The sequence below is a fragment of the Brachybacterium sp. p3-SID957 genome (assembly GCF_025144775.1).
GTDB classification, from domain to species: domain Bacteria; phylum Actinomycetota; class Actinomycetes; order Actinomycetales; family Dermabacteraceae; genus Brachybacterium; species Brachybacterium epidermidis.
The window spans coordinates 1-22,374 of record NZ_JALXKT010000053.1 but is presented as its reverse complement, the minus strand read 5'-3'; the positions used below and the strand labels follow the sequence as shown (position 1 = coordinate 22,374).

24 protein-coding genes are annotated in these 22,374 nt (G+C 70.6%); 14 read left to right on the top strand and 10 right to left on the bottom strand.

All coding sequences use genetic code 11. The annotated features are described in order from the left end of the window. Positions 1–95: 95 nt before the first annotated feature. Positions 96–896 carry an exodeoxyribonuclease III gene (locus M3B01_RS11195; protein ID WP_193865286.1) on the bottom strand — a complete coding sequence of 267 codons (801 nt, stop codon included), beginning with the start codon at positions 894–896 and terminating at the stop codon, positions 96–98. A 70-nt stretch (positions 897–966) separates the two neighbouring features. Here M3B01_RS11195 and M3B01_RS11190 point away from each other — a divergent pair, with 70 nt between their 5' ends. Together M3B01_RS11190 and pyrE are read left to right on the top strand one after the other, a co-directional pair. Further along, the gene (locus M3B01_RS11190; RefSeq protein ID WP_193865287.1) at positions 967–1,818 is read left to right on the top strand and encodes an SDR family oxidoreductase; all 852 of its coding nucleotides are present in this window, start codon (positions 967–969) and stop codon (positions 1,816–1,818) included. 85 nt (positions 1,819–1,903) lie between these two features. Beyond that, positions 1,904–2,518, top strand: a complete 615-nt coding sequence (gene pyrE / locus M3B01_RS11185; protein WP_259792141.1) for an orotate phosphoribosyltransferase — start codon at positions 1,904–1,906, stop codon at positions 2,516–2,518. A gap of 9 nt (positions 2,519–2,527) precedes the next feature. Here pyrE and M3B01_RS11180 read toward each other — a convergent pair whose 3' ends face one another. Further along, complete coding sequence (locus M3B01_RS11180) at positions 2,528–3,451, bottom strand: neutral zinc metallopeptidase (protein ID WP_259792140.1); 924 nt, start codon at positions 3,449–3,451, stop codon at positions 2,528–2,530. A gap of 220 nt (positions 3,452–3,671) precedes the next feature. On the opposite strand from M3B01_RS11180, the gene M3B01_RS11175 reads away from it, so the two are divergent. The 7 genes from M3B01_RS11175 (at position 3,672) to fbaA (ending at position 10,591) form a co-directional block, all read left to right on the top strand. Further along, the gene (locus M3B01_RS11175; protein WP_259792139.1) at positions 3,672–4,352 is read left to right on the top strand and encodes a DedA family protein; all 681 of its coding nucleotides are present in this window, start codon (positions 3,672–3,674) and stop codon (positions 4,350–4,352) included. Then, on the top strand, positions 4,339–4,983 hold the full coding sequence (locus M3B01_RS11170; protein WP_259792138.1) for a TrmH family RNA methyltransferase: 645 nt from the start codon (positions 4,339–4,341) through the stop codon (positions 4,981–4,983). Before M3B01_RS11175 ends, M3B01_RS11170 begins: the two co-directional genes overlap by 14 nt. Before the next feature lie 236 nt (positions 4,984–5,219). Further along, positions 5,220–6,215: a hypothetical protein gene (locus M3B01_RS11165; RefSeq protein WP_259792137.1), complete on the top strand. Its 996-nt coding sequence runs from the start codon at positions 5,220–5,222 to the stop codon at positions 6,213–6,215. Positions 6,216–6,224: 9 nt separating this feature from the next. Further along, positions 6,225–7,112 carry a rhodanese-related sulfurtransferase gene (locus M3B01_RS11160; protein ID WP_259792136.1) on the top strand — a complete coding sequence of 296 codons (888 nt, stop codon included), beginning with the start codon at positions 6,225–6,227 and terminating at the stop codon, positions 7,110–7,112. 165 nt (positions 7,113–7,277) lie between these two features. Next, positions 7,278–8,975, top strand: coding sequence for a sodium:solute symporter family protein (locus M3B01_RS11155; RefSeq protein WP_259792135.1), 1,698 nt, complete (start codon positions 7,278–7,280; stop codon positions 8,973–8,975). 7 nt (positions 8,976–8,982) lie between these two features. Then, entirely contained in the window at positions 8,983–9,333 is a 351-nt protein-coding gene (locus tag M3B01_RS11150) for a hypothetical protein (RefSeq protein WP_311203224.1), read from the top strand. A 229-nt stretch (positions 9,334–9,562) separates the two neighbouring features. After that, positions 9,563–10,591, top strand: a complete 1,029-nt coding sequence (fbaA, locus tag M3B01_RS11145; RefSeq protein WP_259792134.1) for a class II fructose-bisphosphate aldolase — start codon at positions 9,563–9,565, stop codon at positions 10,589–10,591. Between the two features lie 154 nt (positions 10,592–10,745). Here fbaA and M3B01_RS11140 read toward each other — a convergent pair whose 3' ends face one another. After that, positions 10,746–11,552 carry an ABC transporter permease gene (locus M3B01_RS11140; RefSeq protein ID WP_259792133.1) on the bottom strand — a complete coding sequence of 269 codons (807 nt, stop codon included), beginning with the start codon at positions 11,550–11,552 and terminating at the stop codon, positions 10,746–10,748. Next, positions 11,545–12,546, bottom strand: a complete 1,002-nt coding sequence (locus tag M3B01_RS11135) for an ABC transporter ATP-binding protein (RefSeq protein WP_259792131.1) — start codon at positions 12,544–12,546, stop codon at positions 11,545–11,547. The genes M3B01_RS11140 and M3B01_RS11135 overlap by 8 nt, the downstream gene beginning before the upstream one ends. A 99-nt stretch (positions 12,547–12,645) precedes the next feature. Here M3B01_RS11135 and M3B01_RS11130 point away from each other — a divergent pair, with 99 nt between their 5' ends. Further along, positions 12,646–13,275 carry a TetR/AcrR family transcriptional regulator gene (locus M3B01_RS11130; protein WP_259792129.1) on the top strand — a complete coding sequence of 210 codons (630 nt, stop codon included), beginning with the start codon at positions 12,646–12,648 and terminating at the stop codon, positions 13,273–13,275. A 155-nt stretch (positions 13,276–13,430) separates the two neighbouring features. On the opposite strand, the gene M3B01_RS11125 is transcribed toward M3B01_RS11130, so the two are convergent. From M3B01_RS11125 to M3B01_RS11100, 6 genes are all read right to left on the bottom strand, one after another. Further along, positions 13,431–13,751, bottom strand: coding sequence for a DUF2516 family protein (locus M3B01_RS11125; RefSeq protein ID WP_259792127.1), 321 nt, complete (start codon positions 13,749–13,751; stop codon positions 13,431–13,433). Positions 13,752–13,817: 66 nt separating this feature from the next. Beyond that, complete coding sequence (locus M3B01_RS11120) at positions 13,818–15,110, bottom strand: aromatic acid exporter family protein (protein WP_259792125.1); 1,293 nt, start codon at positions 15,108–15,110, stop codon at positions 13,818–13,820. After that, a complete protein-coding gene (locus M3B01_RS11115) occupies positions 15,107–15,541 on the bottom strand; it encodes a hypothetical protein (RefSeq protein WP_193865294.1) in 435 nt (144 codons plus the stop codon). Before M3B01_RS11115 ends, M3B01_RS11120 begins: the two co-directional genes overlap by 4 nt. 80 nt (positions 15,542–15,621) lie before the next feature. After that, positions 15,622–16,782: a folate-binding protein YgfZ gene (locus tag M3B01_RS11110; protein ID WP_193865380.1), complete on the bottom strand. Its 1,161-nt coding sequence runs from the start codon at positions 16,780–16,782 to the stop codon at positions 15,622–15,624. 19 nt (positions 16,783–16,801) lie between these two features. Further along, positions 16,802–17,458 carry an FABP family protein gene (locus tag M3B01_RS11105; RefSeq protein WP_259792122.1) on the bottom strand — a complete coding sequence of 219 codons (657 nt, stop codon included), beginning with the start codon at positions 17,456–17,458 and terminating at the stop codon, positions 16,802–16,804. 138 nt (positions 17,459–17,596) lie between these two features. Continuing rightward, entirely contained in the window at positions 17,597–18,346 is a 750-nt protein-coding gene (locus tag M3B01_RS11100) for a hypothetical protein (RefSeq protein ID WP_259792120.1), read from the bottom strand. A gap of 127 nt (positions 18,347–18,473) precedes the next feature. On the opposite strand from M3B01_RS11100, the gene mshD reads away from it, so the two are divergent. The 4 genes from mshD (at position 18,474) to pstS (ending at position 22,356) form a co-directional block, all read left to right on the top strand. Continuing rightward, positions 18,474–19,397: a mycothiol synthase gene (gene mshD, locus M3B01_RS11095; protein WP_259792118.1), complete on the top strand. Its 924-nt coding sequence runs from the start codon at positions 18,474–18,476 to the stop codon at positions 19,395–19,397. A 3-nt stretch (positions 19,398–19,400) separates the two neighbouring features. Beyond that, positions 19,401–20,345 carry an NUDIX hydrolase gene (locus M3B01_RS11090; RefSeq protein ID WP_259792116.1) on the top strand — a complete coding sequence of 315 codons (945 nt, stop codon included), beginning with the start codon at positions 19,401–19,403 and terminating at the stop codon, positions 20,343–20,345. A gap of 103 nt (positions 20,346–20,448) precedes the next feature. Beyond that, the gene (locus M3B01_RS11085; protein ID WP_259792114.1) at positions 20,449–20,964 is read left to right on the top strand and encodes a DUF4190 domain-containing protein; all 516 of its coding nucleotides are present in this window, start codon (positions 20,449–20,451) and stop codon (positions 20,962–20,964) included. A gap of 219 nt (positions 20,965–21,183) precedes the next feature. Then, entirely contained in the window at positions 21,184–22,356 is a 1,173-nt protein-coding gene (gene pstS / locus M3B01_RS11080; protein ID WP_193865300.1) for a phosphate ABC transporter substrate-binding protein PstS, read from the top strand. Positions 22,357–22,374: the final 18 nt, after the last annotated feature.

Sequence of the window (22,374 nt, the reverse complement as noted above, 5' to 3'; positions counted from 1 at the left end):
TGTGCCTGGGCTCGTGGCCCGGCGCCCCGTGCCCGGTCTCCGTCCGCTTCCCGGGCCCGATCTCGCTCGCCCGTCGCCGGCGCCGGGACGGCGCCTCAGAACTCCAGGTCCACCACCACCGGGGCGTGATCGGAGGCGCCCTTGCCCTTGCGCTCCTCACGATCGATGAACGACCCGGTGACCGCTTGCTGCACGGCCGGGGTGCCCAGCACGAAGTCGATGCGCATCCCCTCCTTCTTGGGGAAGCGCAGCTGCTGGTAGTCCCAGTAGGTGTACACCCCGGGGCCGGGGTTGTCCGGGCGCACCACGTCGGCGAAGCCCGCATCGACCAGCGCCTGGAAGGCGGCCCGCTCCGGCTCGGTCACGTGGGTCTTGCCCTCGAAGAACTCCATCGACCACACGTCCTCGTCGTGCGGCGCCACGTTGAAGTCACCGACGAACGCGACGCGTGCCTGCGGGTCCTCGGCGAGCTCCCGTGCGCCCTCGGCCCGCAGGGCGTCCAGCCAGCGCAGCTTGTACGCGAAGTGGGGGTGGTCGATCTCGCGGCCGTTGGGCACGTACAGCGACCAGATCCGCAGACCGTCGCCCACCACAGCGCTGATGGCCCGCGCCTCGGCCACGCCGGTCTCGTCCTCCGGCCATACGGGCACCGCCGGCAGCTCGGGGCGCACGTCCTCCAGGCCCACGCGGGAGACCAGCGCCACCCCGTTCCACTGGTTCAGGCCGTGGGCGTGGACCTCGTAGCCGGCCTCCACCAGCTGGGTGAGGTCCAGCTGGGCGGGCTTGGCCTTGGTCTCCTGCAGGGCCAGCACGTCGACCTGATGGCGGTCGAGGAAGGCGAGCACACGGTCCATCCGGGCACGCAGGGAGTTGATGTTCCAGGTGGCGATGCGCATGGCCCCGATCCTACGGGCCGTGAGCCCGTGGCGGCCTGACGATGGCTCCACCTGCGATTACCATCTGGGCATGGCGCGCGCACTCGTCACCGGATCCACCTCAGGGCTGGGGCTGGAGTTCGCCTGGCAGCTGGCCGGGACCGGCCACCACCTGGTGCTGGTCGCGCGCAACGAGGACCGCCTGCGCACCATCGCCGCGCAGATCCGCGACGTCCACGCGGTCGAGGTCGAGGTGCTCGCGGCCGATCTCTCCGACCGCGCCCGGCTGGACCGGGTGGCCGTGCGCCTGACCGACCCGGTGGACCCGGTCGACCTGCTGGTCAACAACGCCGGCTACGGGCTTCGGGGAGGGTTCCTCGAGATCGGCGTCGAGGACCACGAGAAGCAGATGGACACCCTGATGCGGGCGGTGCTGGTGCTGTCCCACGCGGCGGCGCGCTCCATGGTGCAGCGTCGCCGGGGCGCCATCATCAACGTCAGCTCCTTGGCCGGGTACACCACCGCCGGCCCGTACGCCGCCTCCAAGAGCTGGGTCACCGTGTTCACCGAGTCCCTGGCCGCGGAGCTGAAGGGCACCGGGGTCAGCGCCACCGCGCTGCTGCCCGGGTTCGTGCAGACCGAGTTCCACGAGCGGGCCTGCATGAACATGGAGGGCCTGCCGCGGGTCACCTGGCTGAAGGCCCCGTTCGTGGTGGAGCAGGCCCTGAAGGACGCAGCCCGGGGCACGGTGCTGTCCATCCCCTCGGTGAAGTACCGGACCGCAGGGGAGGTCTCCCGTATCGCACCGCGCTCACTGGTGCGGGCACTCACCTCCCCGAACTGGTACCACCGGCTCCAGCAGAACGCGGTGGTGCGCTCCCGACGGCGTGCCTCCCGCCGCAACCTTCATGCCCCCTGGCAGCGCGAGGACCCGCCGCAGTAGCTGCCCTCGCTGCGGTGCCGCTCCGGTCGGCTCCTGCCCGCTGCACACCGCGCGCCGGGCCATGCGCGCCAGTACCCTGGGGCGCATGCCCGACACCACCCCCACCTCCGACCGCCCCGAGAGCTCAGGCCAGAGCTCCGCTCTCACCGCCGACCGGGAGCGCCTGCGCCGGTTGATCCGTGACCTCGCCGTGGTGCGCGGCCAGGTCACCCTGTCCTCCGGCGCCCAGGCCGACCACTACGTGGACCTGCGGCGCATCACCCTGCACCACGAGGCCGCACCCCTGGTGGGCCGCGTGATGCTGGACCTGCTGCGGCGCGAGGGCCTGGTGCCCGGCATCGACGCGGTGGGCGGCCTCACCCTCGGAGCGGACCCGGTGGCCACCTCGATCCTCCATGCCTCCGCAGCGCAGGCGGAGCACCCGCTGGACGCCTTCGTGGTGCGCAAGGCCAACAAGGCCCACGGCCTGCAGCGGCGCATCGAGGGACCGGACGTCGCCGGCCGCCGCGTGGTCGCCGTCGAGGACACCTCCACCACCGGTGGCAGCGTGCTCACTGCCTGCGAGGCCCTCAGCGAGGCCGGGGCCGACATCGCCGCGGTCGCCGTGATCGTGCATCGCTCCGACGCCTCGCGCCAGGCCGTCGAGCAGGCCGGTTACCGCTACCTGGCGGCCTACGACATCTCCGAGCTGGAGATCTGAGGGAGGCGCTCAGACCTCCGGGACGGCGAAGGTGTCGCAGGACTCCACGGTGCCCTCCTCGTAGCCCGTGATGAACCAGGCTTGACGCTGCTCGGAGGAGCCGTGGGTCCAGCTCTCCGGGTGGATGCCGCCACCGGCGACCTCCCCCTGGATGTGGTCGTCGCCCACCGCAGCGGCCGCCGACAGACCGGAGGCGATGTCCTCCTGGGTCAGCGGCTCCAGCATCCGCACCCCGTCCTCGTCGACGGTGTTGGCGGCATGGTGCGCCCACACCCCGGCGTAGCAGTCAGCCTGCAGCTCCAGGCGCACCGCATCGGACTGCGGTCCGGTGTCCTGCCGGTTCGCCCGCTGCATGGAGCCCTGCAGGTTCTGGATGTGATGGCCGTACTCGTGGGCCACCACGTAGATCTTGGCCAGCTGGCCCCCGTCGGCCCCGAACCGGGACTCGAGCTCGCCGAAGAAGGAGACGTCCACGTAGATGCTGGCGTCGGCCGGGCAGTAGAAGGGGCCCACGTCGCTGGTGGCCGGGCCGCAGCCGGTCTGCACCTGGCCGGTGAACACCTGCCCGCCGGGCTCGACGAACTCGATGCCCGAGGCGGGGGCGAGCTCGGACCACAGCGAATCGGCCGATTCGATGGTGGCCTGCACCAGGCAGTCGTCGCGCTCGTTCGCGTCCTGACCGGTGTCGCATCCCTCGAGCGTGCCGCCCTCGGCGACAGGGCCCGGCTGCGGCTGGCTGCCGCCGAGCAGGGCCCCCGGGTCGCCCCCCATCAGCATGTAGACCAGGATCACGACCAGCAGCAGGCAGCCACCGCCGCCGCCGATGGCGACGCCGCCGCCACCGCGCCCGGGGCGGAACCCGCCGCCGAAACCGCCGCCGCTGCTGCGAGAGACGTTGTCAGAGCGGATCTCCGCGTTGGGATTGAAGGTCATGGCCACAGAGTAGACGAGCGTCACGTCCGGGGGTATCGGTTCACCGGCGCCTGACGCCTGGTCGAGCACCGGTGGGCATGACCGGATGAGGTGGATGCGGGCAGTGCCACAGCCCGATCCGAGGCGGTGCCGCCTACCATGGGCCAGTCCGCTCGTGCATCTGCCGGGGGGAACGCGCGAGAAGTCCGCCCTCGCGCCCCGAACTCGGAGGAGCTGCTGCATGAACATCGTCGACTGGGCCGTGGAGACGATCGACCGTTTCGGCTCTCTCGGGGTGGCGCTGCTGATCTTCCTGGAGAACGTCTTCCCCCCGATCCCATCCGAGGTGATCCTGCCGCTGGCCGGGGTGACCGCAGCAGGACCGAACAACTCCTACGCGGGCATGCTGATCGCCTCGATCATCGGTTCGGTCACCGGTGCGTGGCTCCTGTATGGCCTGGGAAGGCTGCTGGGGCCGGAGCGCCTGCGCTGGGCGTTCATCCACCTGCCGCTGCTGAACGTCGACGACTACGACAAGACCGTCGACTGGATGGACAAGCACGGCCAGAAGGGCATCTTCTTCGGCCGCATGGTGCCCGGGGTGCGATCGCTGATCTCGATCCCCGCCGGTCTGTACAAGATGCCCTTCTGGATATTCACCTTGCTCACCGCCCTGGGCAGCGCCATCTGGAACACCATCTTCGTGACCTTCGGCTACACCCTGGGCAGCAACTGGACCGTGATCGAGCCCTACACCGATGTGATCTCCAAGATCGTCTACGCGATCATCGCGATCGCCCTCGTGTGGACCCTGATCAAGCTGATCCGCCGCGAGAAGCGCCGCAAGGAGCTGGGTCTTCCCGATCCCGACGAGGAGCAGAAGAAGGAGCGCCGCGAGAAGGGGGACGATGACGCACGCTGAGCCCGCCCAGGAGCGCGAGGTCGGCGTCGGCCCCCACCCCGAGCCCTGGCCCGAGGACCCGCGCCTGGATCCCGAGCTGCTCGAGCACGGCGACCGCCGCAACGTGCTGGACCGCTACCGCTACTGGCGGCGTGAAGCGATCATTGCCCATCTCGACACCTCCCGTACCGCCCTGCACGTGGCGATCGAGAACCTCGAGCACGACGCCAACATCGGCTCGGTGGTGCGCACCGCCAACGCCTTCAACGTGGCCGCCTTCCACATCGTCGGCAGGCGGCGCTGGAACCGCCGCGGTGCGATGGTCACCGACCGCTACCAGCACGAGCTGCACCATCCCGATGCAGCCTCGCTGGCGGCCTGGGCCCGTGCGCAAGGACTGTCCATCGTGGCGATGGACCTGGTGCCGGGAGCGATGCCCATCGAGCACACCGCATTGCCGCGCGACTGCCTGCTGGTGTTCGGCCAGGAAGGGCCGGGTCTCAGTGAGGACCTGCTGGCAGCAGCGGACCAGGTGGTGGGCATCAGCCAGTTCGGCTCCACCCGCTCCATCAACGTGGCCGCCGCCGCGGCGATCGCCATGCACACCTGGGTGGTGCAGCACGTGGACGTGCCGCGGGGACCGCTGGCCTGAGCGGCTCTCCGGGCTCGGCTCCGCCCACCGGCTGACGCAGCATCGTTCTGACAGATCGGCGACGAACGGCGTTCCCGCGGGAACGCCTCCGTCCACCGGTCCGCCCTCCACGGGAGGGCACCTGCCTAGAATCCAAGGATGCTTCCTGAGGCCACGCCCCGCCGTATCCGCTCCGTTGCCCGCGACGGCGCTCGCCGCCCGGAAGCCGCCCGTCCAGGCGAGCAGCAGGCGGTGTGATGGCGGGGACCAGCGACGAGACGTTCGAGATCGCCTCGGAGCACCTGGCCTCGCGCATGAGGTGGCGGTCGCACAGCTGGCTGTGCCTCATAGGCGCGGTCCTGTGGCTGGCGCTGTGGATCCTCATCGAGGAGCGGATCGAGCAGGGCGCCGCTTGGACCTCGCCTCTCGCGGGCATGGGTCCGCTTCCGGGCGCGGCGCTGGTCACGGTGTTCCTCGTGATCGCCGTTGTTCCGACCCTCATCGGTCTCAGTGGCGTGCTGGGCGCGGTCAGCGTCCCGCCGCCGACCCCGTTCCTCGCTCTGCTCGCGGTGCGCCGCCTCCCTCTCGCCCGCGCACTGGTGGCGCTGGGGCTGCTCGGCACAGTCGCCGTGCCGCCCCTGATCCTGCTGGGGCTGCTCGGCACAGTCGCCGTGCCGCCCCTGATCCTGCTGGGGCTGGAGAGGACACGGGTGCTCCCGCTGATGGCGCTGCCGATGCTCCTCGTGGTGGTGGTGCCGGCGGTCGCCTCATGGATACGTGCACGCTCCGGCGCGCTCACCGTGGCCCGCCGCGAGGACGGGACGTTCCGACTGCTGCGCTGGGAGCAGGGCCGGGCCGTTCCCGCATCCCATGGCGTCGATGGGCTGCTCGGGGTGGAGCTGACCCGTCGGGGAGTGCACTGGCGCCCCGGCGCGGAGGCCGCGGTGCACCGGTGGACAAAGCAGGCCCGGCTGCATCCCACCGAGGAGGAGATCCGCACGCTGACGCTGCCCTGGTCGTGGGCGGGGCAGAGTGGTGAGGGGCGGGCCCATCCCCACGAACGGGCGGGGCATCTCGCGTACGGCACGGCCATCCTCTGCGTGGTCGGTTTCATGCTGCTCACCGGCACCGCCGTCGTGGTCCACGCCGTCCCGGACGGCAACCGGCTCGGTGCGGCGGCGGGCGCGTTGCTGGCGGCCCTCGGCGTCCTGGTGGCGATCCAGTTCGTGAGGGGGAGCGGGAGCTCTCACTAGGATCGAACGGTGTCCCCGCAGACCCAGCACCGCATCATCCTGTTCTATGTCTTCACGCCCCTGGCGGATCCTGAGGCGGTGCGGCTGTGGCAGTTCACGCTCGCGCAGTCGCTGGGTCTGCGGGGCCGGGTGATCCTCTCCGAGCACGGCATCAACGCGACGCTCGGCGGAGAGCTCGGCGCGATCAAAACCTACGTGCGGGCACTGAAGGGGTATGCGCCATTCCGGGGCGCCGACGTGAAGTGGTCTCAGGGCACCGGTGAGGATTTCCCGCGGTTGTTGGTCAAGGTCCGTCCCGAGCTGGTCACCTTCGGCCGCCCCGAGGAGATCAAGGTCGGTCAGGACGGGGTGGTCGGCGGTGGTGAGCATCTGACCCCGCAGCAGCTGCATGAACTGGTGGCCGCCCGCGGCGAGGACGTCGTCTTCTTCGACGGCCGCAACACGATGGAGGCCGCCATCGGCCGCTTCCGGGGCGCCGTCGTGCCCGATGTGACCACCACCCGCGACTTCCTGCCAGAGCTCGAGTCCGGCCGCTACGACGAACTCAAGGACAAGACAGTGGTCACCTACTGCACCGGCGGCATCCGCTGCGAGGTGCTGACGGTGCTGATGAAGAACCGCGGCTTCCAGCACGTCTACCAGCTGGGCGGCGGCATCGTCCGCTACGGGGAGGCGTTCCGCGACAAGGGTCTGTGGGACGGGTCGCTGTACACCTTCGACGGCACGATGCACCGCGAGTTCGCTGACGGGGTCCAGTCCCTGGGGCGCTGCATCCGCTGCGGCGAGCCGACTCCGCGGTACGTGAACTGCGAGGTGCCGACCTGCAGAAAAATGGTTCTGGCCTGTGAGGACTGTGAGCAGGAGGCGGAGCCCCTGCACGCGGTTCACGCCGACTGAGACCGAGCGGACAGACCGAAGGGCCCGCGGGCGAAGCGTGGACGGGTGTAATCTCGCTGCCCGTACGTGGCGTCGCCGCCGACTGCTGTCCATCGCGGGAGGCGGTTCGTGCAGCGCCGCCGAGACGACCGGCTGCACCTGACGGTGCCGGATGACGGAGCTGCCATGACCCCATTGCGACTCGACGCGCACCTGATCGACTACGTGATCATCGCGCTCTACTTCGTGTTCGTCCTCGGCGTCGGGTGGTGGGCCAAGCGCGGCGTCTCCAACTCGATCGAGTTCTTCCTCTCCGGCCGCTCCCTGCCCGCCTGGGTGACGGGGCTGGCGTTCGTCTCCGCGAACCTCGGCGCGGTCGAGATCATGGGCATGTCCGCCACGGGCGCCCAGTACGGCTTCCCGACCATGCACTACTTCTGGGTCGGTGCCGTTCCCGCCATGCTGTTCCTGGGCGTGGTGATGATGCCGTTCTACTACGGCTCGAAAGTGCGCTCAGTGCCCGAATTCATGCGGATGCGCTTCGGGACCGGCGCTCACCTGGTGAACTCGATCAGCTTCGCCGTTGCGCAGCTGCTGATCGCCGGCGTGAACCTGTCCCTGCTGGCCACGATCGTGAACCGGCTGCTGGGCTGGCCGATGTGGGTGGGGCTCGTGCTGGCTGCGGCGTTCGTGCTGTTCTACATCACCGTCGGCGGTCTCTCTGCGGCGATCTACAACGAGGTGCTGCAGTTCTTCGTGATCGTTGCGGCGCTGCTGCCGCTGACTCTGATCGGTCTGCACCGCGTGGGAGGCTGGTCCGGCTTGAAGGACCGCGTGGCGGGCGACGGCATGCTCGGGGCGGAGCAGCTGCACACCTGGCCCGGTCAGCAACTCTCGGGCTTCTCGAGCCCGTTGCTGTCTGTGATCGGCATCGTGTTCGGGCTCGGCTTCGTGCTGTCCTTCGGCTATTGGACGACGAACTTCGTCGAGGTGCAGCGCGCCATGGCCTCGAAGTCGATCACCGCCGCCCGGATGACGCCGATCATCGGTGCGTTCCCGAAGATGCTCATCCCGTTCATCGTGATCATCCCGGGCATGATCTCGGCAGTGCTCGTCGGTGAGATGACGGAGTTCAAGCAGGCCGAAGCGGCCGGTGATGCGGCGACTGCGGCGGCCACCGGCGTCACCTACAACGACGCGCTGCTGCTGCTGATGCGGGATGTCCTGCCCAACGGCCTGCTCGGTGTGGCGATCGCTGGTCTGCTGGCAGCGTTCATGGCCGGCATGGCGGCGAACATCTCGGCCTTCAACACGGTGGTCACCTATGACCTGTACGAGCAGTATGTGAAGCCTGGCGCCGAGGACGGCCACTATCTGAAGGCCGGGCGCGTGGCGACGGTCCTCGCGTCCGTGATCGCGATCTTCACCGCCCTGATCGCCTCCGCCTTCTCGAACCTGATGGACTACCTGCAGACCCTGTTCGGGTTCTTCAACGCTCCGCTGTTCGCCACCTTCATCCTGGGCATGTTCTGGCGTCGGATGACGCCGACGGCCGGGTGGACCGGTCTGGTGGCGGGCACGCTGTCCGCGATCGCGCTGTGGTCGGCGTCGACGTTCTTCGGACTGTTCGACCTGCCGGGCCAGGGTCTCGCGTTCGTGTCGGCAGCCACGGCGTTCGTGGTGGACATCCTTGTCTCAGTGGTGGTGACGATGGTGACCAAGCCCAAGCCTGCGCATGAGCTGAAGGGCCTGGTGTACTCCGAGACTCCGAAGACCGATCTGGTCGATGCTGAAGAGGCCGATCTGCCGTTCTGGCGGCGCCCCGTGCCGATGGCTGGTATTGCGCTGGCCCTGGTCATCGGCCTGAATATTGTGTTCGCCTGATCGTTGAGTGGAGCTGACGATGACTGAGAAGCAGAACAAGGATTCGCACGCACCCGGTTCCGAAGGTGGCGGCAGCGGCAAGCATGTCGAGTCGGCGGGAGCCTTTGACATCCGTACGTTCATCGGGGCGCTGATCGGGCTGTTCGGCCTGATCGTCCTGCTCACGGGCCTATTCGGGTTCAGTCCCGAGGAAGCAGCCAAGACCGGTGGTGTGAACGCGAACCTGTGGGCCGGTATCGCGATGATCGTGTTCGCTGCGCTGTTCGCGGTGTGGTCGAAAGTCGACCCGATCCGATTCGTGGTGCAGGACAACGCGGAGGGCGCCGAGGAGGAGCGGGACTTCGCCGCGCTCGACTGACGTCGGCCCGTACGGCGTTGCGCGTGCGCCCTGAGTGTGCGCGTGTGGCGTGGGGCCGTGAGTGGCCGATCCGCGGGGCTGAGACGCAGGCCACTCCCGGAGCCCGCGGGACCCTCCCCGGGGGCGGCCCGGGGCCACTGTGGAACAATGAACAAGGACGAGCGATCCCGTGTCGCATCATTGCGCCCGAGGTCGTCCCAGCAGTCTCTTCCTGAAGGAGAAATACCCCATGGCAGTTGTCACTCCCGACCAGTACAGCGCGATGATCGACCGCGCCAAGGCCGGCAAGTTCGCCTACCCCGCCGTGAACGTGTCGAGCTCGCAGACCGCGATCGCCGCCCTGCGCGGCTTCACGGAGGCCAACTCCGACGGCATCATCCAGGTCTCCTTCGGCGGTGCCGAGTACCTCTCCGGCTCCACGGTCAAGGACCGCGTGGCCGGCTCGATCGCCCTGGCCGAGTTCGTGCACGCCGTGGCCAAGAACTACCCGATCAACGTGGCGCTGCACACCGACCACTGCGCCAAGGAGGTCCTGCCCACCTGGGTGGAGCCCCTGATCGAGTGGGACCTCGAGAACCGGGTCAAGAAGGGCATGGACCCGCTGTTCCAGTCGCACATGTGGGACGGCTCCGCCGTCCCGGTGGACGAGAACCTCGAGATCGCCGAGCGCCTGCTGGCCAAGTCCGTCGAGGCCAAGAAGATCCTCGAGATCGAGGTCGGTGTGGTCGGCGGCGAGGAGGACGGCGTGGAGGCCAACGTCTCCAACGACAAGCTGTTCTCCACCCCCGAGGACGGCCTGAAGACCGCCGAGAAGCTGGGCCTGGGCGAGAACGGCCGCTACCTGACCGCCCTCACCTTCGGCAACGTGCACGGCGTGTACAAGCCGGGCAATGTGAAGCTGCGCCCCTCGGTGCTGCTGGACATCCAGAAGGTCGTCGGCGAGAAGTACGGCAAGGAGATGCCGTTCGACCTCGTGATGCACGGCGGTTCCGGCTCCACCCTGGAGGAGATCCAGGAGGCCGTGGACAACGGTGTCATCAAGATGAACATCGACACCGACACCCAGTACGCCTTCACCCGTCCCGTGGTCTCGCACATGTTCGAGAACTACGACGGCGTGCTCAAGGTCGACGGCGAGGTGGGCAACAAGAAGGCCTACGACCCGCGCGCCTGGGGCAAGAAGGCCGAGGCCGGCATGGCCGCCCGCGTCGTCGAGGCCTGCGAGAACCTGCGCTCGGCCGGGACTCACTCCGCCTGATCGCGCATCGTCGGCCCGCCGCCGACGCCACGCCGACGAACAGCCCGCTGATGAACCAGATCCAGCTCGGATCTGGTTCGGCAGCGGGCTGTTGACGTGAGGGGCCCGGCGGGCGGGGCGTCGGCTCGGCGTCCGGGGACGGCGGCCGCCGCTGTCAGCGTCGCCGCATCAGCGCCCGTGCCGTCAGCACCAGCCCCAGCGCGGTCCACGCGGCCAGCACCAGCAGGTCTCGCAGCTCGGCGGTGAAGCTCTCCGCTGCGATCCCGGCCCGCAGCAGATCTGCGGCCGGCCGGATCGGCAGGACGTCGTGCAGCATCTGGAACCACTGCGGCAGCTGCTCGACCGGGAAGGTGATCGGTGAGAACAGCAGCACGAAGAACACCAGCACCTGGCTGAGCATCTGGGCCGGCATCGGCGGCATCGACACCGCGATCGCATAGCCGACGGCGGTGGCCATCGTGGTCACCAGCAGCGAGGCGAAGACCAGCAGCGGCCAGTCGAAGGAGAAGGTCAGGTCGAAGCGCAGCCGCGCCACGAGCAGCCCGACCGCGACCCCCGGCAGGGCGATCAGCGCCCACACCACCAGGTCCACGATCATCAGCAGCGGCCGTGCCACCGGCAGCGCCCGCTGATAGTCGAAGGCGCCGCTGGCCCGGGCTCGGGAGACCCCCTGCGGGACGATGACCAGGCCGATGGTCAGCAGCAGGATCGTCGGTGCTCCGGTGGACAGGAACAGCGCACCCTGCGGTGTGATGTCCCCGATCACGAGGCCGAACCCGAGGATGATGCCGGCGGCGAGCATCGCCTGGACGATCACGATCAGCGGGAGCATCGCCCCGGTCGAGGCGAGCGACCAGCGCATCAGAGCGAGGACCGCGGTCACGGTGCCGGTGCGGACCGGGGCCAGGGGCGTGCTCGCCCGCGGCGCAGCGTGCAGGGTGGTCTCGGCGTGCTCAGACATGGACGGTCTCCTCATGGGGCTCGGCGGGGGCGGGATCGTGGTCCTCGTCGGCTGCGGCGGTGGTCGTCAGCGCCAGGTAGGCGTCCTCGAGCGTGACCGGGGCCAGGGTGAATCCCTCGAGCAGTCCGCTCTCCCGCTGGTCGGTGGCCCAGGCGACGCTGCGCGCCGCATCGGCCGCCGCGACGGTCAGCAGCGTGCGGCGGCCCGCGCGCACCCGCTGGATCGCGGGTGGTGCCGACGGGAGCTCGGAGGGGTCCGCGGCGCCGGGCACCAGCTGGAGCTCGAGCCGGAGGTCGCTGTCCTGGGTGCCGCGCAGGCGGGCGGGGGAGCCCTCCGCGACCACGCGCCCGCGGTCCAGGACCACCAGCTCATCGACGATCCGCTCGGCCTCGGTCACGTTGTGGGTCACGAGCAGGGCGCCGGCGCCCTGGTCTCCGCGCCGGCGCAGCGCGTCCCAGAGCAGTCGCCTCCGGGCGGCGTCGATGTCGTTGGTGGGCTCGTCGAGGATCAGCAGCGGGACCGGGGCCGCGATCGCCATGGCGAATCCGGTGAGCCGGCGGATCCCGCCGGAGAGGCCCCCGCCCTCGGGCAGTGCGCGCCGGTCCAGCCAGGGGCCGATGTCGAGCTCCTCGGCGACGTCTGCGGCGGCGCGCCGGGCATCCCGGGCCGACAGGCCGCGCAGGCGCCCGGCGATCTCTATCGCCGCGCGCGGGGTGAGGCCGTCGATGGGGGTCTGGGCCTGGGGCTGCAGCGCCGCGTACCGGCGCGCCGCGGCCGGATGGCGCACGGCATCGGTGCCGCCGAGCATGATCTGCCCGGCATCGGGCTTCAGCAGACCCACCACCTGTGAGACGAGCGTGCTCTTGCCGGCGCCGTTGTGGCCCAGCAGGCCCACGACCTCGCCGGCCCGCACGCGCAGGCTGATGGAGTCATTGGCGAGCACCGTGCCGTAGCGGCGGGTGAGGTCGGTGATGCGCAGGACATCGTGGGTCATGGAAGCTCCTCAGGAGGATCTGCATACCGTTGGTTTCTGGAAACTGACGGTATGTGGATACTCGCGGTACGTCAAGGGTGGGCGCTCTATGCTCGAGGGATGACGCAGCTCCCCGACCCCCTGTCGCGACGGGACCGGCAGAAGCAGACCCGCGAAGCGCTGATCTTCGCCGCCCGGGCCGTGTTCTCGGTCGAGGGGTATCACGCGGCGACCCTCGAGCGGATCGCCCGGGAGGCGGGCTTCTCCAAGGGCGCCGTGTACTCGAACTTCGCCGCGAAGTCCGATCTGTTCCTCGCCACCCTCGACAAGAACATGGAACTGGCCGACGCGGACTTCCAGAACCCGTTCGATCGCCAGTCAGGACCGGCCTCCACCGGCCAGGACGCCGTCGCCCGGGAGGGCGCGCCGCAGGAGGCCGCGCAGGGCTTCGCACTGGCCACGCTGGAGTTCATCGCCGCCGCCGCACGGGACGACGAGCTCGCGCCCGAGCTCCATCGGCGTCTGGCCGCGCTCCTGGCCCGCTACGAGCAGATCGTCGCCGGTGCCGGGGTGGAGGGCGAGCACCTGACCGCGAGCCAGGTCGGAATGCTGCTGGCGGCTCTGGATCAGGGCGCCGGGCTGCTCCTGCTCTCCGGGAACGTGACGCCCGGCCCGCAGACCTTCACCGAGGGGATGCGCCGGCTGCTGGACCCGGCGCGCGCCGTCGCGGAGAGCGCCGAGCAGTCCTGAGCCGACGCAGCGCTGACGAGCTGACGAACAGCCCGCTGGCGAACCAGATCCAGCCCGGATCCGGCTCGTCAGCGGGCTGTTGACGTTCGGGTGCCGGCGCGGCCGACGGGGCGGGTGTTGGCGCGGCGGGCCCGACGGGGCGGGTCAGGCGGAGGTCACCAGCGGTTGCCCTGCGCCCTGCGCATCACGGACTTCAGGGCCGGCAGCACGTCTGCCAGGAAGATCCCGGCGATCACCACGCCGATGATCATGAACAGCATCGAGGTGCCGCCCCGGCCGATCGGGTATGGCAGGGAGAGGAAGCCCAGCAGCATCGCCACCCCCGTCAGCACGCACCAGAACACCTTGGTGCGCTTGCCCGCGGCCACGTAGGCGTCGGACCGGAAGCGGATCGCGTTGACGAACGCCCAGACCTCCAGGGCCAGCAGGGCGAGGGCGAGCACAGCGAAGATCCACATCTGGATGGCAGCGATCATCGCGCCAGGATAGTCGGATCGCCCGCATCCACCCTGGCAGCCCGGCTGGGCAGGAGGAGCCTCCCGTTAGGGCCGTCGGCGCTCCGGGTCGGACCGGTCGGTGATCAGCAGTTCCAGGGCCTCCGTGGTCGCCGGCGGCTCCACGGCCTTCATCTCGCGGGTCAGGGGACGCGGGCCGATGGACTCCCCGTCGGCGGCAATCAGGAGGCTGGGCAGCAGGCGCTTGGCGTCCTTCGCCTCCAGACCGGTGGCCTGCAGCAGGTCGATCGCCAGGGAGCGCAGCTGGATCACGAGCGTCACCCCCTCGAAGTGCCCGGCCCGCCCCGGTCGAACCCCCTGATCGTTCTTCAGCAGCAGCTCGGGGGTGAGGTAGGAACCGAACAGGCGCAGGCTGCGGCGGGCTGCGGTGAAGTCCACGTCGTCCTGGCTCACCGCCGCACGCAGCTCGGTGATGGCATCACGGGCAGCCAGCAGCGCATCGGCCAGGGTGGAGTGCGCATCCCCGTTGACGGCGGTCAGGAACTCGACCTCGCGCCGGGCGATCACGCGCAGGTTCCGCATGGCCCGGTCCGATCCGATCAGCAGGTGCTGGAGGCGCTCCACCCCCGCGGCGTGGCGGTAGGCGGTGGGGGAGTAGGTGGCCATCTCGTTGGCCGCCTCGTTCGCCACCTTCCACTCATCGGTGAAGGACTGCGAGGAGATCCGCACCGACCGCAGCGCCGCCTGCGCCACGCTCACGTCCCCGCTGCGGGCGGCCAGGGCCAGGTTCACCATCGTGTCCTCGAGCTCCTGGAAGAAGTCGGTGGCGGCGCGGCGCTGGATGGAGCGGGGATCCCCGGTGGTCAGCAGATGGATCAGGATCGCCACGGTGACACCGGTCAGAGCGTCCACGACGCGCCCGCCCGGCGTCATCCCGGGCGTGATCGGCATGATCATCACCAGCAGCGACTGGATCGTGACCTGGAAGCCGAACAGGTTGCCGGAGTCCAGCAGGCGGGCCAGCAGCCCGGCCCCGAACACCACCACTGTGATCTGCCAGGTGCCCGGGCCGATGGTGGAGCGGGCCAGCTCGCCCAGCAGCACGCCGAGCATCACCCCGGCGCTCATCTCGACCACCTTGCGGATCTTCGTCTCCGTCCCGAAGCCGATGATGATGAAGGCTACGATCGAGGAGAAGAAGGGGTACTCGTGCCCCCACAGCAGGTGGCTGAGCAGGTAGGCGAGGGCGGCCGCCACGGCGGCGCGACCGATGGACAGGGCGTCCTGCCGGCCCCGGGAGGAGCCGGCGCGCACCCTCCCCGTCAGGCCTTGGCGCAGCCGCTCTGCGCGTGTCATGCGGTGGGCGCTCGGATCGTTCACGGGCGCACCGGGTCCGCCAGCCGCATCTGCAGCAGCTCACGGATCTCGAAGGTCTCCCCGTCGCGCGCGCCGCGGCCCACCACCATCGGGGCGGGGGACGGTTCAGGAGTGGCGCCGCGCAGTCGGGACATGAGGCCGCCCGGTACGCGCAGCACGTAGAAGCGGGCCTCCTCGTCGACGGCGAGGGTGAGATCGTGCTTGAGGTACCAGCCGGTGAGCGAGGTGCGGATGGTGCCGGCGCCGGTGAAGGGACGCGCCTGCAGGGGGACCGGCTCGATGCCGGCGGCCCGGAAGGCCCCGATGGCCTCGCGGATGATCGCCGTGGCGCGCTCGTGCTCGCTCTGCCGCTGCGCCTCCAGCGCCTGCTGCTGCGCCGCGATCACCTCATGGCGCTTGTTGGTCCAGTCCTGCTGCTCGCCCTCACCGCTCATGCCGCCATCATCCCAGGTGCGGGGGCGCGGCGCCCACAGCAAGCCGGTTCCACGGCGCGGCCGACGGGCCTGTCACGGGATCAGAGGCGTGCAGTGGCGGGGCGCTCCCCGTGGTCCCGGGGCAGCACGATCGGCTCCTGGGCTGCGTCCAGCCAGGCCCGGGCCTCACCGTCGTCAGCCCCGGGCTCGGGCACGGCCACCGCCAGCGGAGCGTCCAGGGGCACGGCTCGCTTGACCACGGCCAGTGCGATCGGACCCAGGTCCGCGTGGATCGCGGCGGAGGTCACGGTGCCCACGACCTTCCCGTCGGCGCCGCCCAGGCGCACCTGCCCGCCGGGGGCGACCGGCACGTCCTGCGATCCGTCCAGGTGCAGCATCACCAGTCGCCGGGGAGGCTGGCCGAGGTTCAGCACCTTCGCGACCGTCTCCTGCCCTCGGTAGCAGCCCTTGGTGGTGTGCACCGTGGTGCGCAGCAGGTCCAGCTCGTGGGGGATGGTGCGCTCGTCCACCTCCCGCGCGGCACGTGCGCGGTGATCGGCGATCCGCAGCGCCTCCCAGGCCAGCATGCCCGCCAGGTGCTCCTCCCGCCACGGCAGCGCCTGCAAGGCCTGTGCGTCCACCACTGTGAGCACTGCTCCGACCGGGTCCTCCGGGTCCGGGCCGTAGGCCACACCGCCCGGCGCCACCTGCGGCCAGCCGTCGCTCCACACCGCCACCGGTGCGGGCAGCTCCAGTGCAGTGGCATGCCCGGCCAGCACCTCGTGCGCCGGGGCCACGGCACCGAGGACCCGCAGGTCGTCCCGGTCGATCAGCTCGACCCGCGCGGCGAAGCGCATCATCTCCAGGTATCGGCGCAGCCCGGCGCGGCAGCCCGAGTCCAGGATCAGCAGCACGGAGTCCTCGGCCAGGAGCACCGCGGAGGCCAGATGCTCCACGCGGCCCTGCGGGGAGAGCACCGCCATGCTCGCACCGGCAGCCACCGAGGACCCGGTGAAGTCCTGCGAGGTGATGGTGGTGAGCCAGCTGCGGGCATCGGCGCCGCGCACCTCGAGCAGCTCCAGCTGGCCCAGGTCCACCACGGAGCGGGAATCCAGCAGCCTCCGCTGCTCGCGCAGGGGCGCCCCGTAGTGCGCGGGCACGGCGGCATCCGGGCCCTCGCCGAGCACGGCCCGCTGCCGCAGCAGCGGCGGTCGTACTGCCGATGTGCTCCCGGCGGCAGGCTCGGCCGACGTGCCGGGCACAGGATCGGGGACGACGGGATCAGGCACGGTCGAGCTCCAGGGACAGATAGGGGATCATGGCGGACTCCTCGGCGACGTGGCCGCCGGTCGCGGTGTCGCCTGCGCGTCTCTCCCACAGCCACATCAGCCGCCCCGACACGTACCCGGCCATGCGAGTCTCCAGCACCCGGGAGGTGCCCTCGTCCCGGCGGGCCAACTGGATGCGGGGGCCGCGCACCTCTCCTGCCCATGCGGCCTCAGGTGCGGCGTCCTCGCCACTGGTGGGCTCGAAGCGGGCCGTGAGGCCGTAGGAGACGAACCCGGCCGGACTGCCGGGCGCGGCCTCGCGAGCGGCCTGGAGATCCTGACCGGGCAGGGGATCGCCCACGATCACCTCGCCGCGCTCGCGCATCAGCAGGCGGCGCTCACCGGTGCCTCCCTGGCGCGGTGGCGGCGCGTCCTCGCGTGCGAAGACGCTGGTGGGCGGCAGCGGGGCGGCCTGATCGACCGTGTGGATCGCGGACACCCAGGCAAGGGTGCCGTTCTCGGTGGGGGTGCATTCCAGGCGCTGCTCGACGCGGAGGTCACCGGCGTCGGCTCCCGGGCGATGCAGAGCACCGCTGCCCTCCCAGGTGCCCACCAGCCAGGCCAGCGGGTACAGGGAGGAGGGCAGGGAAGGATCGAGGGAGATCGGCACGGCGCTGCCTCCGGCCGCTCAGCGGCCGAACAGGCGGGCGAGGACCAGGACGGCGAAGGCGAGCGTGCCCACGCCGACGAGGACCACCAGGGCGAGGAAGAACAGGGAGAGAGCGGACATGAGGGTGAGTCTAACGGCTCAGGTCAGCAGGTTCACGGCCAGCAGCGTCATCACGCCCACCGTGGCGACCGGGGCACCCGCCACAGCGAGGGAGGCCGATGGTCTGCGTGCCATCAGGGAGGAGCCCAGCAGCAGGTGGGAACCGCTGGCTCCCACCGTCGTCACCAGGCCTGTCGCCGCAGCGGGAACGGGGCCCACCCCGGCCAGCACCCCGGCGAGGAGGGTGATCACGGCCGTGCCCAGCAGTGCGGCCAGCAGCAGCCGGGGCAGCGAGGGCATGGGGGCGGCCCCGGCCAGGAGCGTCACCGCCAGGCCCAGGGCGATCGCGGCCACCAGCCCGGTGCGGCCTGTGCCCACGGCATCGGACTGCGCCAGCACCCAGCAGCTGCCCAGGCCCGTGAGCATCACCCCGGCGACGGTCCCGGTGAGGGAATCGGTCAGTCGGGTGCGCTCACGACGCACCATCTGGTGGACGAAGGAGGCGAAGACCCCGACCGCGCACACCATGATCACCGCGGCCACGGCCCCGGTGCGCTCCGCCACGACCAGGGAGAACAGCGCGCCCAGCACACCGGTGCCCGCCACCACCAGGCGCGTGCCGGGCGCCGAAGGCAGCTCCAGCAGGTCCGGCCACGCGATCCCCACCAGCACCCCGAGCAGCGCGACCGTCAGCGCCACCAGGGTGGGAGAGAGGGGGCCGGTGAGGGCGACCAGTGCCATCAGCAGCGCCAGGGCGGCACCGAGCGGGGCGCGCTCGGGAGCGATCATGGGGCGGGCCTCGCTCTCGGATCCGGGGTCTCGGCCACGGCCGACGACGGGTTCGGGCGGGCGCTAGAGTGTCAGTCTACGAGCGGCCGCCGGCACCGGCGGCATCATCGCCCCCGGAAGGACCCCCATGATCACGTCGGACGCCCTCTCCTCGGATGAGCGGCACTCCGTCGGGAGGCTCCTGGAGGCCGCCACCGCGCACGACGGCGTCCCGGCCCTGGACGAGGCCGCGCGGCTCGCACTCAGCGGTACCGGCGCCCGTCACCTGCGGATCCCCGCGGCGCCCGGCAGCGGGGAGGCCACCGCGCAGGGCTACGCCTCGATCCTCCCCGACGGGACCGTGCAGGGAATGGTGCACCCCGAGGCCCGCAGGCAGGGCCACGGCACCGCACTGCTGCAGGCCGTGCTGGCCGAGCGCCCCGACGCAGGGGTATGGGCGCACGGTGCACTGGAGCCCGCGCTCGCGTTCCTCGAGGGCCGAGGGCTGCGTGCGACCAGGCGCCTGCTCACCCTGAGCCGGGACCTGGGCCCCTCCGCACCGCTCCCGGCCGTGCCCGCGGCGCGTATCGACGGTCTGCAGCTGGACACCTTCGTGGCCGAGAGGGACGCCGAGGCCTGGGTGGAGCTGAACGCGCAGGCCTTCGCCGAGCACCCGGAGCAGGGCGCTCTCACCCGCGAGGACCTCGACCGGCGCATCGCCGAGCCCTGGTTCGATCCCGAGGACCTGCTGCTGGCCCGCCAGGGGGGCGAGCTGCTGGGATTCGTCTGGATCAAGCGCGAGCCCGCGGATGCAGGCGGCGAGCAGTCAGGCACGGCGGGCTGCTCCGGCGTCGCCGAGCTGTACGTCGTGGGCACCGCCCCCCGGGCACAGGGTCGCGGCGTGGCCGGCCACCTCATCGGCACCGCCCTGCACCGCCTCAGCGCCGACGGCACGGCGCGCGTGGAGCTCTACGTCGAGGCCGACAACACCGCCGCCCTGGAGCTGTACCGCCGCTGGGGCTTCACCGTGGCGGGCAGGGACGTCCAGATGCGCCTGCCGGAAGCGGGCTGAGAGGTGCGCGTCGCTCCCGGGACCCCGCCACCCGTGCTCGCCGCCGGCGTGCTGGCATGGCGTGAGAAGTCCTCCCGCATCGAAGTGCTGCTGGTGCACCGCCCCCGCTACGACGACTGGTCGGTGCCCAAGGGCAAGCTCGACAAGGGGGAGACCTTCCCCGCCGCTGCCGTGCGCGAGGTGGCCGAGGAGACCGGCTACCGGGTGAGGCTGCACCGACCGCTGCCCGCCTCCGTGTATCTGCTGCCGGACGGCCGCACCAAGATCGTGCAGTACTGGATCGGCACGGTGCGTGCGAAGGACGCGCCGGGGCCGGAGGACCCCACCGAGGTGGACGAGGTGCGCTGGGTGGGGCTCGACGAGGCCGAGCGGATGCTCACCCGTCATGGGGACCAGGTGCTCGTGACGACGCTGCGCCGCTTCCTGGAGGACGAGACGCTGGAGACCGTCCCCATCGTCCTGCAGCGGCACGGCGCCGCCATGCCGCGTGCGAAGTGGCGCAAGGGTGAGAAGTCGCGCCCCCTGAACTCGAAGGGGAAGAAGCAGGCGCAAGCCCTTCCCGGACTGATCGACGCCTTCGATCCCACCCGGGTGCTGAGCAGCCCCTGGAAGCGGTGCCTGGCCACCGTGGAGCCCTTCGCCCGTATCGAGGGCCTCACCATCAGGACCAAGGACGAGCTCACCGAGGCCGGGGCGGAGGAGCACCCCTCCCGCACCGCCGCGGTGATCGAGCGGGTGCTGCACGAGGGGCGCGGCACCGTGGTGTGCACCCATCGACCGGTGCTGCCCACCCTGATCGGCGCCGTGAAGAAGTCCGCCGATCGCGGTGCCGACATGGAGCTGCCCAGGGAGGATCCCTTCCTGGCGGCCGGAGAGGCCCTGGTGCTGCACACCACCGCAGCGGGAAGGGTGGTCGCCGTCGAGCGGCATCTGCCCAACATCGCCTGAGCATCGGTACGATCCTTGGGAGCCGCCCCCGCACAGACCGGGTGCGGCAGGGGCGGGCGTCGTGCATCGTCCCTGACGACCACAGCACCAGCAGGGGAGAGCCATGACGCAGGGTGGGGGATACCAGTACCCGGAATTCGGATCATCGAGCAGCGAGGCGGAACGGCACGGCCAGGGATCCCAGCACGGCGATGACCCGTACGCGATCAGGGAGGACCGCGGGTACAGCGATCCGTACGCCTCGCCCTCATCGGCCTCCTCGGCACCCGGCTACCAGTCGTCCCCCTCGCCGGCCTACCAGTCCTCGTTCCAGCAGGGCCCCGGCTACGGCCAGCCCGCGTACGCCCCCGGCCCGCCGTCCTCCTCGCACGCGGTCGTGGGGATGGTGCTGGGCATCGCCTCGATCGCCTTGTGCGCGGGCGTCACTGCGCCTATCGGGCTGATCTTCTCGATCCTCGGGATGCGGGAGACCAGCCCGACCGCGACCGAGCCCAAGGGCGGGCGGGGCCTGGCGATCGCGGGCCTTGTCACCTCGATCCTGGGGTGCCTCGTGCTGCTGTTCGTGGTGGCCTACTTCGTGCTGGTCATCGGGGTAGGGATCGCCGCCAGCACCAGCTGAACGGCCCGGCCCGCCACGGAGCCCGGTCGCACGCGTCCAGGAGATTGTGACCGGTTCGTATCCTGCTTCCTGCCTGCGGTTTCGGTCACAAAAGGGGCGAGTTCACCCGTTGTTCATGCGCGAGGGGGGAGGGCGTCATCTGTGCTCCCTAGCGTCCACTGCGACACACGTCGAAGCAGCTTCTTCCATGCAGGGCCTCCGGCCCCGAAAGGACTCACAGTGAACGTTCGCAAGAACAAGCTCGTCGCACTGGCAGCGCTCGGTCTGACCGGTGGGCTGGCCCTGTCCGCCTGCGGCGGCGGCGACACCGGCAACGGTGGCGACGGCGGCAATGCGGGTGGCAACGGCGGCTCCAACGGCTCCGACGCCGGTGGCCAGGAGGGTGGCGCCGGCTACGCCGAGCTGACCGGCAGCATCGCTGGCTCCGGCGCCTCGTCCATGCAGAACGCGCAGACCGCGTGGACCGAGTCCTTCATGGGCCTGGTCCAGGCCGAGGGCGGCGACGTCACCGTCACCTATGACGCCACCGGTTCCGGCACGGGCCGCGAGCAGTTCCTCAACAGCGAGGTCAAGTTCGCAGGCACCGACTCCCCGCTGGACGAGGAGGAGCTGGCCGCGTCCACCGAGGTGTGCAACGGCGAGCAGGCCTTCAACCTCCCCGTGTACATCTCCCCGATCGCCGTGGTGTACAACCTCGAGGGCGTCGACGAGCTGAACCTGACCCCCGAGGTGATCGGCGGGATCTTCGCCGGCGACATCACCAAGTGGAACGACGAGAAGATCGTCGAGCACAACCCGGATGCGAACCTGCCCGACAAGGACATCGTGCCCGTGCACCGCTCCGACGACTCCGGCACCACCGAGAACTTCACCGAGTACCTCTCGGAGAACGCTCCCGATGCCTGGACCCACGGCCCCGTCGAGACCTGGCCCATCGACGGTGGCCAGTCCGGTGACGGCACCTCCGGTCTGATCTCCACCGTCGAGGGCGGCGACGGCACCATCGGCTACGCCGACGCCTCCCAGGCCGGCAACCTCGGCATCGCCAAGATCCAGGTGGGCGAGGAGTTCGTGGAGTACTCCGCGGAGGCCGCCGCCAAGGCCGTCGACGTCTCCCCGCGCGCCGAGGGCCGCGAGGAGAACGACATCGTGGTCGAGCTGGACCGCACCACGACCGAGCAGGGCGTGTACCCGATCGTGCTCATCTCCTACCTCGCGCTGTGCGGCTCCTACGCCGATGCCGGCGAGGGAGAGGCCGTGAAGGCCTACGCCTCCTACATCATCTCCGAGGACGGCCAGCAGGTCGGTGCCGACAACGCCGGCTCCGCCCCGCTGTCGGATGAGCTCTCCTCCGAGGCCCAGGCCGCCATCGACGGCATCCAGGTCGGCTGATCCAGCCCGAGACACCCT

Coding starts and splice junctions, on each gene's coding strand:
- M3B01_RS11140 (WP_259792133.1), bottom strand. CDS start 11,552: ATGTCTGAGCACGCCGAGACCACCCTGCACGCTGCGCCGCGGGCGAGC.
- M3B01_RS11135 (WP_259792131.1), bottom strand. CDS start 12,546: ATGACCCACGATGTCCTGCGCATCACCGACCTCACCCGCCGCTACGGC.
- M3B01_RS11155 (WP_259792135.1), top strand. CDS start 7,278: ATGACCCCATTGCGACTCGACGCGCACCTGATCGACTACGTGATCATC.
- M3B01_RS11175 (WP_259792139.1), top strand. CDS start 3,672: ATGAACATCGTCGACTGGGCCGTGGAGACGATCGACCGTTTCGGCTCT.
- M3B01_RS11130 (WP_259792129.1), top strand. CDS start 12,646: ATGACGCAGCTCCCCGACCCCCTGTCGCGACGGGACCGGCAGAAGCAG.
- M3B01_RS11115 (WP_193865294.1), bottom strand. CDS start 15,541: ATGAGCGGTGAGGGCGAGCAGCAGGACTGGACCAACAAGCGCCATGAG.
- M3B01_RS11085 (WP_259792114.1), top strand. CDS start 20,449: ATGACGCAGGGTGGGGGATACCAGTACCCGGAATTCGGATCATCGAGC.
- pyrE (WP_259792141.1), top strand. CDS start 1,904: ATGCCCGACACCACCCCCACCTCCGACCGCCCCGAGAGCTCAGGCCAG.
- fbaA (WP_259792134.1), top strand. CDS start 9,563: ATGGCAGTTGTCACTCCCGACCAGTACAGCGCGATGATCGACCGCGCC.
- M3B01_RS11165 (WP_259792137.1), top strand. CDS start 5,220: ATGGCGGGGACCAGCGACGAGACGTTCGAGATCGCCTCGGAGCACCTG.
- M3B01_RS11180 (WP_259792140.1), bottom strand. CDS start 3,451: ATGACCTTCAATCCCAACGCGGAGATCCGCTCTGACAACGTCTCTCGC.
- M3B01_RS11195 (WP_193865286.1), bottom strand. CDS start 896: ATGCGCATCGCCACCTGGAACATCAACTCCCTGCGTGCCCGGATGGAC.
- M3B01_RS11190 (WP_193865287.1), top strand. CDS start 967: ATGGCGCGCGCACTCGTCACCGGATCCACCTCAGGGCTGGGGCTGGAG.
- M3B01_RS11100 (WP_259792120.1), bottom strand. CDS start 18,346: ATGATCGCTCCCGAGCGCGCCCCGCTCGGTGCCGCCCTGGCGCTGCTG.
- M3B01_RS11125 (WP_259792127.1), bottom strand. CDS start 13,751: ATGATCGCTGCCATCCAGATGTGGATCTTCGCTGTGCTCGCCCTCGCC.
- M3B01_RS11170 (WP_259792138.1), top strand. CDS start 4,339: ATGACGCACGCTGAGCCCGCCCAGGAGCGCGAGGTCGGCGTCGGCCCC.
- mshD (WP_259792118.1), top strand. CDS start 18,474: ATGATCACGTCGGACGCCCTCTCCTCGGATGAGCGGCACTCCGTCGGG.